At 60.6% G+C, this 12,442-nt stretch carries 14 protein-coding genes and 1 riboswitch; of the genes, 9 read left to right on the top strand and 5 right to left on the bottom strand.

Translation table 11 applies throughout. The features are described from left to right. Window positions 1-85 precede the first annotated feature (85 nt). The gene (locus AB8B29_RS21450) at window positions 86-1,177 is read right to left on the bottom strand and encodes a porin (RefSeq protein ID WP_037192250.1); all 1,092 of its coding nucleotides are present in this window, start codon (window positions 1,175-1,177) and stop codon (window positions 86-88) included. Window positions 1,178-1,776: 599 nt separating this feature from the next. On the opposite strand from AB8B29_RS21450, the gene AB8B29_RS21445 reads away from it, so the two are divergent. From AB8B29_RS21445 to AB8B29_RS21415, 7 genes are all read left to right on the top strand, one after another. Continuing rightward, window positions 1,777-2,520, top strand: coding sequence for a hypothetical protein (locus AB8B29_RS21445; protein ID WP_037192252.1), 744 nt, complete (start codon window positions 1,777-1,779; stop codon window positions 2,518-2,520). 98 nt (window positions 2,521-2,618) lie between these two features. Next, window positions 2,619-2,750: riboswitch (TPP riboswitch) on the top strand. 93 nt (window positions 2,751-2,843) lie between these two features. Then, window positions 2,844-4,670: a phosphomethylpyrimidine synthase ThiC gene (gene thiC, locus AB8B29_RS21440; protein WP_037192254.1), complete on the top strand. Its 1,827-nt coding sequence runs from the start codon at window positions 2,844-2,846 to the stop codon at window positions 4,668-4,670. Between the two features lies 1 nt (window position 4,671). Further along, the gene (gene thiO / locus AB8B29_RS21435) at window positions 4,672-5,652 is read left to right on the top strand and encodes a glycine oxidase ThiO (protein ID WP_037192256.1); all 981 of its coding nucleotides are present in this window, start codon (window positions 4,672-4,674) and stop codon (window positions 5,650-5,652) included. After that, window positions 5,643-5,840: a sulfur carrier protein ThiS gene (gene thiS / locus AB8B29_RS21430; protein ID WP_037192258.1), complete on the top strand. Its 198-nt coding sequence runs from the start codon at window positions 5,643-5,645 to the stop codon at window positions 5,838-5,840. Before thiO ends, thiS begins: the two co-directional genes overlap by 10 nt. Window positions 5,841-5,843: 3 nt before the next feature. Further along, window positions 5,844-6,617, top strand: coding sequence for a thiazole synthase (locus AB8B29_RS21425; RefSeq protein ID WP_037192260.1), 774 nt, complete (start codon window positions 5,844-5,846; stop codon window positions 6,615-6,617). Next, window positions 6,614-7,228, top strand: coding sequence for a thiamine phosphate synthase (locus AB8B29_RS21420; RefSeq protein ID WP_037192263.1), 615 nt, complete (start codon window positions 6,614-6,616; stop codon window positions 7,226-7,228). Before AB8B29_RS21425 ends, AB8B29_RS21420 begins: the two co-directional genes overlap by 4 nt. A gap of 156 nt (window positions 7,229-7,384) precedes the next feature. Next, window positions 7,385-7,732 carry a hypothetical protein gene (locus AB8B29_RS21415; RefSeq protein ID WP_037192265.1) on the top strand — a complete coding sequence of 116 codons (348 nt, stop codon included), beginning with the start codon at window positions 7,385-7,387 and terminating at the stop codon, window positions 7,730-7,732. Between the two features lie 122 nt (window positions 7,733-7,854). Here AB8B29_RS21415 and AB8B29_RS21410 read toward each other — a convergent pair whose 3' ends face one another. Beyond that, window positions 7,855-8,697: an urea carboxylase-associated family protein gene (locus tag AB8B29_RS21410; protein ID WP_439006709.1), complete on the bottom strand. Its 843-nt coding sequence runs from the start codon at window positions 8,695-8,697 to the stop codon at window positions 7,855-7,857. Window positions 8,698-8,860: 163 nt separating this feature from the next. Here AB8B29_RS21410 and AB8B29_RS21405 point away from each other — a divergent pair, with 163 nt between their 5' ends. Further along, window positions 8,861-9,745, top strand: a complete 885-nt coding sequence (locus AB8B29_RS21405; RefSeq protein WP_037192269.1) for a LysR substrate-binding domain-containing protein — start codon at window positions 8,861-8,863, stop codon at window positions 9,743-9,745. A 51-nt stretch (window positions 9,746-9,796) separates the two neighbouring features. Here the strand turns inward: AB8B29_RS21405 and AB8B29_RS21400 are convergent, their stop codons facing one another. After that, a complete protein-coding gene (locus AB8B29_RS21400; protein ID WP_197072726.1) occupies window positions 9,797-10,822 on the bottom strand; it encodes a LacI family DNA-binding transcriptional regulator in 1,026 nt (341 codons plus the stop codon). A gap of 55 nt (window positions 10,823-10,877) precedes the next feature. Beyond that, window positions 10,878-11,762, bottom strand: a complete 885-nt coding sequence (locus AB8B29_RS21395; protein WP_037193143.1) for a LysR family transcriptional regulator — start codon at window positions 11,760-11,762, stop codon at window positions 10,878-10,880. 115 nt (window positions 11,763-11,877) lie between these two features. On the opposite strand from AB8B29_RS21395, the gene AB8B29_RS21390 reads away from it, so the two are divergent. Next, window positions 11,878-12,063 (top strand): 4-oxalocrotonate tautomerase, encoded by a 186-nt coding sequence (locus tag AB8B29_RS21390; RefSeq protein WP_037192273.1) that lies wholly within the window; start codon window positions 11,878-11,880, stop codon window positions 12,061-12,063. 46 nt (window positions 12,064-12,109) lie between these two features. Here AB8B29_RS21390 and AB8B29_RS21385 read toward each other — a convergent pair whose 3' ends face one another. Next, on the bottom strand, window positions 12,110-12,376 hold the full coding sequence (locus AB8B29_RS21385; RefSeq protein ID WP_037192275.1) for a hypothetical protein: 267 nt from the start codon (window positions 12,374-12,376) through the stop codon (window positions 12,110-12,112). Between the last annotated feature and the right edge of the window lie 66 nt (window positions 12,377-12,442).

The following is a 12,442-nucleotide window of genomic DNA, read 5'->3' as shown; positions in this document are numbered from 1 at the left end:
GGAGGTCAACCGATCAGTGTAAGAAGCCCGACGGATTGGAAACATCAGGCTTCTATTACCTGGCACGAGGCCAGGTAACTTAGGATTAGAAGCTGCGCTCGAAGCGCAGAATACCGGCCCACTGATCCTGGTTCACAGAATCGAAATCGGTATAGGAGACTTCCGGCTCGATAAGCAGGTTCTTGACCGGGTTGAACTTGAGGTTCGTGGTCGCAGCAAAGATCTTCGAGTCGGTGTAGGCGAGCTGGAGGTTCCACTTCAGCTTTTCGTTGATCGGAACGCCAACGCCGCCCCAAACTGCCCAGTCACCCCAGCCGCACTTCGACGGATCGTTAACGGGGCAAGCAGAACGATCAAGGTTAGTGCCGGCATACTTGTTGAGCTTGTCGCCGTCCGTGTTCCAGCCACCCATCAAGAAGGCCGAGAACATACCGAAGTCGGCATCGACGCGAGCCTTGACAGCGCCTTCTTCGACGATGGAGTCATAACCACCGACGACCTTGAAGCCCCATGCGCCAGACTTGAAGCCGGCACCGGCAACAACGTCGGGAGCGTAGTGGTTGGACTTGTCGTCCGTCCACCAGCTGGAGCCGTAGGAAGCGCCCGAGCCGCTGGAGTTGCTGTCTTCGACGGAGACCATAGCCGTGAAGCCGTTGCCTGCATCGTAGTTGTAGGTCAACTGGTTCAGTTCGTACGGGCCGTCATAGATCACGTCGTCGTTGATGACGTCGCCAGCATAACCAATGTAGGAGTTGTACTGCGAGTCGGCCTTACCGACGAGGAAGCCGCCGAGGCTGATGTTGGCAAACAGCAGCTTCGTGGAGGTGGAGTTGCCATCGCTCCAATCCCAACGGATAACCGTATTGGTCTTCAGCGGACCGTATTCGGTGTCGGTCGCGGTGTCGAGGCTGAGCTCGGCACGAGTGTGCCACAGCGTACCGACCTTGCTGTTCGGGTTGTAAGCATCGTACCATTCGCCTTCGGTACGGACACGGCCGCCGACCTTGAGGCAGGTTTCGGTGCCCGGAATGAAGAAGTAGCCAGCACCGTAGGCGTCGCAGATGCGAACGTATTCGAGCGGCTCCGGTTCAGCGGCAACGATAGCGTCGGCCGCATGAGCGCCGGATACTGCCGCCAGCGCAGCAGCCGAGCCGAGAAGAAGACTTTTCAGGTTCATATTAAACTCCTGGTTGTAATATGCATTTCTAGTTTTCCGCGAGTGCAGAGCTGGAATATCACCTCGAAAGCCGGTCGGTCTAAACGCGACCAAGTAGCCCGGCAAATACGCACCTGATGTTGGCTTGAGTCCCCTCTCACCTCCATAATTGATCTCGCGGCAACGGTCATGAAATGCCCCTACCGATCCGGCCGAATACTCGACCGTAAGACAGCTTATGTCCTGCATCCGATTTACAAACGGACAGTATGTTTGTCAATTATGTGAAACCGACCGTAACGTTAGTCTTGGCATCTGTTGCTTAAATGCAACTGCGGGCAGCGGGACAGGCGTGGACCCATTCATTGATGGCGGAAAGGCGCGTTTTTGGGGCCGGCGGAAGTGCCCACGGCCGAGCGCGGCATCGACATCGGTGGCCAATCCGGAAGCCCCGCGACCTAACCCGCCATTTTCGCACGCCCCCGGCAATCATCCCGGCTTCCGTCAACAACGTTCGGAAACTCTCCAGAAACAAAATTCAATAATTCGGTACACACAGAAATGTTGAATCTCCCTAGATTCTTGCGACTCGCGCGCTACCGGAAAGGGCCCAACAGCGAATGACCGAGAATCGGCTGATCTTCATAGCGACACCCTGTTTCGGCGGACTTGTTGCCAAGGATTATATGCAATCCATCTTTTCCCTGATGCAGGTCGGCGCGCAGGCCGGCATACAATTGACGCTTGCACTCCTCGGCAATGATGCGCTGATCACCCGCAGCCGCAACACGCTGGTATCCTCCTTCCTGAACGACACGGCGGCGACGCATATGCTGTTCATCGACGCGGACATCAGTTTCGAGCCCGAGCAGGTAATGCGGCTGCTGAATGCGGACAAGGATGTCGTCGCGGCCATGTACCCCATCAAGGATTACGACTGGGATAGTGCGGCGCGCGCAACCACGCGCACCGGCGAGTCACTCAATGCCGCAGCTCTGCATTATGTCGGCACGCCGCTGGTCGGCCAGAGCAGCGAACGCGATGGTGATTTTGTCAGTGCTATCTATGCGGGCACCGGCATGCTGCTCATCAAACGTGAAGTCATCAAGACGATGACCGCAGCCTATCCCGATCTGCGCTACAGCGCCATCCATGCCTATCCCGGCACCAAACGTTCGCCTGCGACTCAATACGCTCTCTTCGAATGCATGATCGAGGAAGGGACGGGCATTTATTTGAGCGAGGATTTCGCCTTCTGCCATCGCTGGCGGGCGCTTGGCGGCAAGATCTGGCTCGATACCGCCAGCAAGCTTACCCATACCGGCGCTCATCGCTTCGTTGGCAACACGGCGCCCCGCTACTAAGGCGGGTCTATGCCGGAGCGGCCGGAGGAAGATCACAGACAGCGACCGCGATCTTGGCTGCGGGGTTGACAGAGACGGAGGGGAGAGCATAGCCTCCCGATATTCACCAGGGGGGTCCCGACAAGGGGCTGAGATACTGCTGGACAATACGGCTTTGCCTGTTGTGGCGCAGTGACCCGTTGAACCTGATCCAGTTCATACTGGCGTAGGGACGGTGCAAGCGCTCGAAGGCTTCGGATTCACGCGTGGAATCCACAGCCGGCGTCTTTTCATCATTCCGGCTGATTGACTGGGTCTCCAAATGCAACTTGGAGCCTCAAACCATGACCATTGCCGCAAAAAACCTCACCCCAACCGTCACCACCGGCCCGCTGCCGGCATCCCGGAAGATCTACATTCCGGGAGACATCCATTCCGACATCCGCGTGCCGATGCGCGAGATCAGCGTTCATCCGACGGCAGGCGAGCCGCCCGTCGTCGTCTACGATTCCTCCGGCCCCTATACTGTCGAGGGGGCCGAAATCCGCATCGAGCAGGGACTTGCCGGGCTCCGTCGTGACTGGGTGCTCGCTCGTGGCGATGTCGAAGCCTATGAGGGCCGCCATGTGCGCCCTGAGGACAACGGCTTCGTCAGTGCCGATCGGCTGACCCCCGAATTTCCCGGGCGCCGCCAGCCGCTGCGCGCCAGGGACGGCAAGGCTGTCACGCAGCTTGCCTATGCGCGGGCCGGCATCATCACCCCGGAGATGGAATTCATCGCCATTCGCGAAAATCTCGGCCGCAAGGCAAAGGCCGAAGCCTTGGTCCGCGACGGCGAGAGCTTCGGCGCGCATATTCCCGATCATGTAACACCGGAATTCGTCCGGCAGGAAGTCGCCGCCGGACGGGCGATCATTCCCGCCAACATCAATCACCCGGAGGCAGAGCCGATGATCATCGGCCGGAACTTCCTGGTGAAGATCAATGCCAATATCGGCAACTCCGCCGTTACCTCCTCGATGGCGGAAGAGGTCGAGAAGATGGTCTGGGCCGCCCGCTGGGGTGCCGATACCGTCATGGATCTCTCCACCGGCCGCAACATCCACAATATCCGCGAGTGGATCATCCGCAATTCGCCGCTGCCGATCGGCACCGTGCCGCTCTATCAGGCGCTGGAGAAGGTCGAAGGCGTTGCCGAGAACCTGACCTGGGAGGTCTATCGCGACACGTTGATCGAACAGGCCGAACAGGGCGTCGACTATTTCACCATCCATGCCGGCGTGCGGCTTCACTACATCCCGCTGACAGTCAATCGCGTCACCGGCATCGTCTCGCGCGGCGGCTCGATCATGGCCAAATGGTGTCTCCATCATCACCGCGAGAGCTTCCTCTACGAGCATTTCGAGGAGATCTGCGATATCTGCCGCGCCTATGACGTCTCCTTCTCGCTGGGTGACGGCCTTCGCCCCGGCTCGATCGCCGATGCCAACGATGCGGCGCAATTTGCCGAGCTCGAGACGCTCGGTGAGCTGACGAAGATCGCCTGGGCCAAGGATTGCCAGGTGATGATCGAAGGGCCCGGCCATGTGCCGATGCACAAGATCAAGGAAAACATGGACAAGCAGCTCGCGGTCTGCGGCGAGGCGCCCTTCTACACGCTCGGGCCGCTGACGACCGATATCGCGCCGGGTTACGACCACATCACCTCTGGGATAGGCGCTGCCATGATCGGCTGGTTCGGCACGGCGATGCTCTGCTACGTCACGCCGAAAGAGCATCTCGGCCTGCCGGATCGCAACGACGTCAAGACCGGCGTCATCACCTACAAGATCGCCGCTCATGCCGCCGATCTCGCCAAGGGACATCCAGCGGCGCAACTGCGCGACGATGCCCTGTCGCGGGCGCGATTCGAATTCCGCTGGGAAGACCAGTTCAACCTTTCGCTCGATCCCGACACCGCCCGCAGCTTCCACGACGAGACCTTGCCGAAGGAAGCCCACAAGGTGGCGCATTTCTGCTCGATGTGCGGCCCGAAATTCTGCTCCATGCGGATCTCGCACGACATCCGCGCCGAGGCCCAGAAGGAGGGACTGGACGCGATGGCGGCAAAGTATCGCGAAGGCGGCGATCTCTACATGCCGATCGATAAGCCAGCGCATCCGGCCGAATGAGATGCGTATCCTTGTCAAAGGGGCCGGCGTCGCCGGCCTCACGGTCGCGCATGAATTGCGCGTTCGCGGCGCAGAAGTGACGATCTTCGACCCCCGCCCGAACTTCGATCATGCCGCTTCCTGGCTCGCCGGCGGCATGCTGGCGCCATGGTGCGAGCGGGAAAGCGCCGATGAGGCCGTGCTTACGCTCGGCCGCGATGCCGCCGACCGATGGAATGCGATCCTGCCGGGTAACGTCGTGCGCAATGGGACGCTCGTCGTCGCGCCGACGCGCGATCACGGCGAACTAAAGCGATTCGCCAGCCGCACGGCCGGCTATCGCTGGGTGGAGGAGAGCGATATCGCGACACTCGAGCCAGCCCTTGCCGGACGTTTCAGACAGGGGCTGTTCTTTCCTGAGGAAGCCCATCTCGATCCGCGCCGGGCGTTGCATTCGTTGAAAGAAGGATTATTGGCGAAGGGCGTCGCCTTTACCTGTGACGATGTGAACGAGGACGAGTTCTCCGAGATCGTCGATTGCACGGGCGCCGCCCGTATCGGACACGCCCCGGATCTGCGCGGCGTACGCGGCGAAATGCTCTATCTGCGCACGGAAGAAATCGCGCTTGCCCGGCCTATCCGCCTGCTGCATCCACGCTTTCCCGTCTATATCGTTCCTCGCGGCAACGGCCTTTTCATGCTCGGCGCGACCATGATCGAGACCGAATTCGATGGACCGGTCAGCGCACGCTCGCTGATGGAACTGCTGAATGCTGCCTACGCGCTGCATCCTGCCTTTGCGGACGCCGCCGTCATCGAAACCGGCGCCGGTATCCGCCCCGCCTTCCCCGACAATCTTCCGCGCGTGACGCGGGAAGGCAAAGTCGTCGTGATCAATGGTTTCTATCGCCACGGTTTCCTGCTCGCGCCGGCAATGGCGGCGGAGGCTGCCGATCTCGTCCTTTCCGAACAGACAAAGCAAAGGAGTTCCCGATGCGCCTGATCATCAATGGCGAAGCCCAGACGATCGCCGCAGCCACACTTTCGCAACTTCTGGCTGCACTCGACTATGAGGGCGACTGGCTGGCGACCGCCGTCAACGGCGAAGTCGTCCATCGAGAGGACCGCGATGACCATGCATTGAACGACAACGACAGGATCGAGATCCTGACGCCAATGCAGGGAGGCTGAACCATGCTTGATCTTTATGGAACCCCAATAGAGTCACGCCTTCTTCTCGGCACCGCGCGTTATCCCTCGCCCATCGTCCTCGCAGAAGCGGTCAAGCGATCGGGGACAGGGATCCTCACCGTGTCGCTGCGCCGCGAAACGGCCGGCGGGCGCAATGGCGGCGCTTTCTTCGACATGATCCGTGAGCTCGGCACTCGCGTTCTTCCCAATACCGCCGGCTGTCATGGCGCATCCGAGGCCGTGCTGACGGCGAAGATGGCGCGCGAGGTGTTTCAGACCAACTGGATCAAGCTGGAGGTGATCGGCAACCACGACACGCTGCAGCCGGACGTGTTTGCGCTCGTCGAAGCAGCTCGCATTCTCTCCGGCGAAGGTTTCGAGGTCTTTCCCTACACGACGGACGATCTGGTGGTGGCCGAACGGCTGCTCGAAGCTGGATGCAAGGTGCTGATGCCCTGGTGCGCGCCGATCGGAACGGCGGCGGGACCGCTCAATCTTTCCGCCCTTCGCTCGATGCGGGCGCATTTTCCCGATATTCCATTGATCGTGGACGCCGGTATCGGCCGGCCCTCCCACGCTGCCATCGTCATGGAGCTCGGCTTCGATGCCGTGCTGCTGAACACAGCAGTTGCCGGCGCCGGCGATCCCGCTGCCATGGCGGAAGCCTTTGCGAAGGCGATCGATGCCGGCAGGCAAGCATTCGGCGCAGGCATGCTGGAGCCGCGCGACATGGCGGTGCCGTCGACGCCCGTGATCGGAAAGGCGGTTTTCGCATGACGCTCGATCCGTTCTACCTGATCGTCGATAGTGCCGCCTGGATCGAAAGGCTGGTGCCGCTCGGCGTCAAGCTGGTGCAACTGCGCATAAAGGATCGTCCGCCGGCGGAGATACGCGCCGACATCCGGCAGGCAAAGGCCGTCTGCGCGGCACATGGATGCCAATTGATCGTCAACGACTATTGGAAACTCGCCATCGAGGAAGGCTGCGATTTCATCCATCTGGGTCAAGAGGATCTGGCGGCGGCCGATCTTGGCGCGATCCGCGCGGCCGGCTTGAAACTGGGCCTATCGACGCATGACGAGGCGGAGCTGGCGACAGCACTTGCGGCGCATCCTGATTACATCGCGCTCGGTCCGATCTATCCCACCGTGCTCAAGGCGATGGCCTGGGCGCCGCAAGGTCTGGAACGCATCGGCCAATGGAAGGCCAAATTGCGCGAGATCCCTCTTGTCGCGATCGGCGGGCTGACCGTCGCGCGCATTGCCGGCGTGTTCGAAAATGGCGCCGATAGCGCCGCCGTCGTCACCGACATCACACGCAATCCCGATCCCGAATCACGGACGCTCGAATGGATTAGGGCAACGCACGATCGCATTCCAACCAATTAATGCGGCGCGAGATCACAGCGCCGACACCGGTTTTCAAAGGCTTAGCGCCGATGAACGGCGCATTCATAAAACATTCAGGTGAACATAATCATGCTTAGAACGTTAGATAAATGACTCGCGCATTCGCTGAGCATGAAGACTGCTTTGGAGGTAGTCATGATAAAGAAAACAATTCTTACGGTTTTGCTGGCCGCTACGGTCGTAGGCGGCGCACTCGCGCCCGTCAGCAACGCACAGGCGCAGTATTATGACGGGCGCCCGCCCTATCGGGGCGACTGGCGTGGACATGACGATTGGCGCCGCCATCATCACCATGGCAATGGTGGTGCAATCGCAGGCGGCGTCGCCGCAGGTCTCCTCGGCGGCCTGATCGTCGGTGGCGCACTTGCCAACCGCGGCCCGGTTTACGAGGCACCTCCGCCGAGATGCTGGCTGGAGAACCGCGAGGTTCAAAACCAGTATGACGACGGTTGGCACTACGAGCGCGTCCGCGTCTGCAATTAAGCAATCAACTGGGCATCGGCTCCAGGCTGGTGCCCGGCTTGATAAACCAACTTGGATTGCCGGCGGCCGAAACCGCCGGCAAACTGTTTCTATAGCCTTACGGACGCAAGCCGTTTGCAGACCTAAAGGCCATGTGTTCCCGGATAGGGGCTGCGCTCGGGAAAGGCGCGGCCGGCAAGACTTTCCGGTTCCGGCTGCCAGATTTCCACGCGAAGCGGATAACACGGCGCCAAATCGCTCGAATGGCCGCTGCCGCAATCGCCGCCCGGACACGCCGATAGTGCGCCGAGAAGATCGATCTCCGCAAAGAATTCAATGAAATCGCCAGGACGCACCGGGCTCGCCTTCATAAAATATTGGTGCGTGTCGCGCGTAAAGCCCGTGCACATGAAGACGTTCAGCACGTCATGGACATGGGCCTCCGCCTCGCGGACAGGAATGTTCATTTCAGAGGCGAGCGCTCGCGACAGGTTTGAATGGCAGCAGTGGTGATAGTCGTCGCCTTTCAGCAGACGGTTGGTATAGGGATCGCAGCGCGTGCCGATGACATCGTGGATGCCGGCGCCATCGGCGTCCCAGCCATACCAGCCGAGCGTGTCATAGGTGATCGTCGCCATCGGCCGCAGATAGGGCAGAGTGCTCCACAGCCGGTCGCCGACGCCGACATGCGTGGCATGAAGCGCGCGGGTCTTGCCGCTGAAGAAGCGTTCGGAGAGGTCGGCGGCGTTCCAGAGATTGAGGTCGCCGACCTGCGAACCCTCCGTGCTGACGATGCGAAAGAAATGCCCTTTCGGCACGCGGAAGCTGCCGGCTTCGCGCGGCGGCACGATGATTTCCGCGATCTTGCTCATGCTTCGCCTTGCGGCATGCAGCACATCCAGACCGGCCGGCGGCAGCGTTTCATTCGGATAGACGACAACCGGCGGCTTGCTGCGCCGTTCTTCGGCGTCGGAGGGAGCGGGCATGTCGATAGTCCTGTGCATCACAATCCTTCATCCTTTACCGATTCACCTACCTGCTTCATTCCGCGAGCGAGGCAACGGTTTCGGCTGCACTCTAGCGAGATCAGCCCATTGCACAACGTCGATTGTCCTTGCGCTCTGGCTAAGTTTTACTTAGCCATAACCTATGCGTCATATCCCTCTCGCCTCCCTTCGCGCCTTAGAGGCGGCCGTGCGTCATGAGAGTTTCGTCAAGGCGGCCGCAGAGCTCAATCTGACGGCGGCCGGCGTCAGCCAGCATGTGCGGTCGATGGAGAACTGGCTCGGCGTTTCGCTGTTCATGCGTCATGCCCGCGGCGTGACGCTGACGGCAGCGGGCCGCGAATTCGGAGCGGCGGTGGCAAACGGCCTTGGACATATCGATATCGCCGCCAGGCAATTGAAGCTCGAGGCCCATGACCGGCCGGTCAGCGTCGCCTGCATCGCGTCCGTCGCCACCCGCTGGCTGATCCCGCAATTGCCGGCATTCAGGAGAGAGCATCCGGATATTCGCATCAACATCGTCTATGCGCTTGATGCAATGACGCCGGAGGCTGCAAGCGTCGATCTGCTGATCCGCCACGGGACGAGACCAGGAGCGGCCGCTATCGCGCTATTGAGCGGCGAGACGCGGCCGACCTGCTCGGCAGAGTTCGAGCTTCGTCATGGGCCAATCACGGCACCAACCGACCTGATCGACGCGGACCTTCTGCATGACGAAACCACAAGCTCCTGGGCGCGCTGGTTCGCGCTTGCCGGTATCCGCGCGCCTCCGAAACCCGGACCAATCTTTGCCGATTTCAGCCTGATGATCGGATCGGTTATCGGTGGGCAGGGCATCGGCCTCTGCCCGACCGCGCTGATTACCGACGAGCTGGCCAATGGAACACTCGTCACGCTCTTCGACACACCTTCGGACATGGACAAATCCTATTGGCTCATCGAAGCCAACCGCCTTTCCGCTGAAGCAGAAATCTTTCGCGACTGGCTCATTGCAGTAAGCCCGACATCCCGAAACAGTCAGGGCACCTGAGGCTCGTGCACAACGGGGCAGCGAAGCGATCGACGAGGCGCCCTTGCCGTTTCAAAGGCTTTCCGCCGTGACGGTCAGAAAGCGTACCGGCTCGGCATCGATATCGGTATCGATCAGGCCGAGGCGCTTCAACGTCAGGTCGATGGCGCGGCGCGCCTGCACTTCCGGGGCCTGATCGAGAACGATCGTCATCAAGCCTTCCTTCAGGTAGCCGCGCGTCGCATCCGAAAGTTCATGGCCGACCCAGAAGACCGATTGCTTACGGCGGCGGCGAAGAACCGTCGCGATTGCGGCGTTGTCGCCGCCGGCGCTGTAAAGACCGGCAATATCGGGATAGCGATCGAGGGCGCTGGACAACAGTTCCATCGTCTTCATCTCGTCATCCTCGTCGAACATGACTTCGGCAAAGCAATGGGATGGGTTCGCATTCGCAAGCAGATAGTCGGAAAAGCCGCGGATGCGCGCCTTGTGGTTCTCGTAGGCCCCGCTGTGACAGAGGGCGACGAAGGTGCCCGCGCACCCGGCCTGCATGCGCGCCATATAAAAGGCGGCGGTGCGTCCGGCCGCCTCGTTGTCGATGCCGACATAGGCAAGTTCCGGTGCCGGCCGCGTCATGATCTGCACGACAGGGATGCCGCCGGCGGCCGCCTTGCGGACGCTGCCGACCACATCGGGGTGATCGGGCGCGACGACGATGAGCGCCGAACGGCGGGCTTGCGGGGTGGCGATATGGCGTGAAAAATCGGCTGGGTCATTTTCACGCGCAAAGGTCCGCTGGATGAGAATATCCTTGTCGAGCAAGGCGGCGATGCGTTCGAAGGCGCGATTGAGCCTGGAGTAGAAATAGGTTTCCGGCCGAAGCAGCACAACTTCGATGCGCACCAGCCCGTGCCTTGTGCCGGCAGGCGGTGTGCGATAGCCAAGCCGTTTGGCTGCAATGAATATTTTCTCCGCCGTCTCAGGCAGCACATTGCCGCGCCCGTTCAGCGCTCGCTCCACCGTGGCAGCACCGACACCGGCAGCGGCAGCCACATCCTTCAGCGTAACTTTCGCCACGTCTCCCCCATCTTCTCCCATAGTCCATGATCAGATCTGATCATAGATTCGCGGCCGCCGAAAGAGGGCTTCGGCTTCAGCCAAAGCGGGCCACAAGGAAATCGATCGCGCTCCGCAACATCGCGGTGGGACGGCGATCCGGCGCATAGACCAGATGCATCGGTGTCGGCTTGTACGACCATTGCGGCAGCACAGGCTCCAGCCTGCCCGCATCGAGATCGGCTGCCAGGAGCAGCTCCGGCTGCAGGGCGATACCGGCGCCATGCAGGGCGGCGATGCGGAGAGCCGCCCCCTGGTTCGTGGTGAACCTGCTGCTGGTAGCGATCTCGCGCGTTTCGCCCCCGGGACCGACCAAATGCCATCGACCTTGGGTGCGCCAATAGGAATGGCCAAGGCACATATGGTTGGCGAGCTCCTCGGGCCTTTCCGGCCTGCCGCAGCGGTCGAGATAGTCGGGCGATGCCGCGAGAATCCGGCGATAGGGTTTTAGCGGGCGTGCGACCAGATTGGTATTCGTCAGGGCTCCGATATGAATGCCAAGTTCATAGCCCTCGCCGATCAAATCATGAGGGTTGTTGTCGAGCGCCAGATCGACGCTGACTTCAAGATTCTGACGCAGGTACTCGACGAGAGCCGGGACGAGACTTTGGGTCCCGAAACTGACCGGCGCGACGAGCCGCAACCGGCCACGCGGCGCCGATTGCAATTCCGACGCCGATGCCTCGGCCAGATCGACCTCCGTCAACACCGTCTTGCATCGCTCATAATAGAGCTTGCCGACCTCGGTCAGCTGGTGGCGGCGCGTGGTGCGATGGAGCAATCGTGCGCCGAGGCGCTGTTCGATCGTCCTGATATGCTTGGCGACCATGGTGGCCGATACCTGGCTGGTCTCCGCCGCAGCTGCGAAGCTCCCATGCTCGACGACCCTGACGAACATCGCCATACCAGCCAACTTATCCACGATTACATACCTATAGGTTCGGAATGAAGCGAATGGCAGCGTATTTATCGATTTCTGGTTTTGCAAGATAGTCGGAGATGCCTAATCTCAGGCTATCTTCTATCAAGGAGCCGTCATGCCCATCTTGCGCTTGGAAATGCATCCCGGACGCACACAGGACCAGAAGCGTGCCTTCGTTCGCGAAGCGACCAAGGTCGTCGTCGAAACGCTCGTTTGCCCGCCGGAATCGGTGGAAATCATCATTACCGAGATTTCGAAGGAATCCTGGGCGACGGCGGGCAAACTGAAATCGGATGGCTGAGAAGGTCCGATCTGATCATCATTGGGCCTGACGACCAAATCGGCCGTCAGGCCTCGTTCGTCGTCAAGCTCCGACGCCCCCAGCCCTCGGCCCAATCCATCAGACGGGCCAATTCCTGCTTGAGGGCATGCGAACGGATGATATCGGCGGCGTGGTCGATATTGGTGCGCGGATTGTAAAATGCGCCGATCTCCTCGCCGCTGTCCCGTCTTGCAGCCTCCAGGCGGGACTTTACTTCCTCCACTTCGGCCTTCACCGCAAAGTACCGCTTCATGACCTCAATGAGGTCGCGGTCGCTTGCATTCATTTCCATGCATACTCCACCTTACTAATTTTAGCCCTTCGCAATGATCCGATTCGAGTGGCGAAATCTAGATCC

It is taken from the genome of Rhizobium sp. 11_C7_N12_5, assembly GCF_051811145.1.
In the GTDB taxonomy this organism is placed as follows: domain Bacteria; phylum Pseudomonadota; class Alphaproteobacteria; order Rhizobiales; family Rhizobiaceae; genus Rhizobium; species Rhizobium lusitanum.
This window is presented reverse-complemented; position numbering and strand designations above follow the sequence as displayed.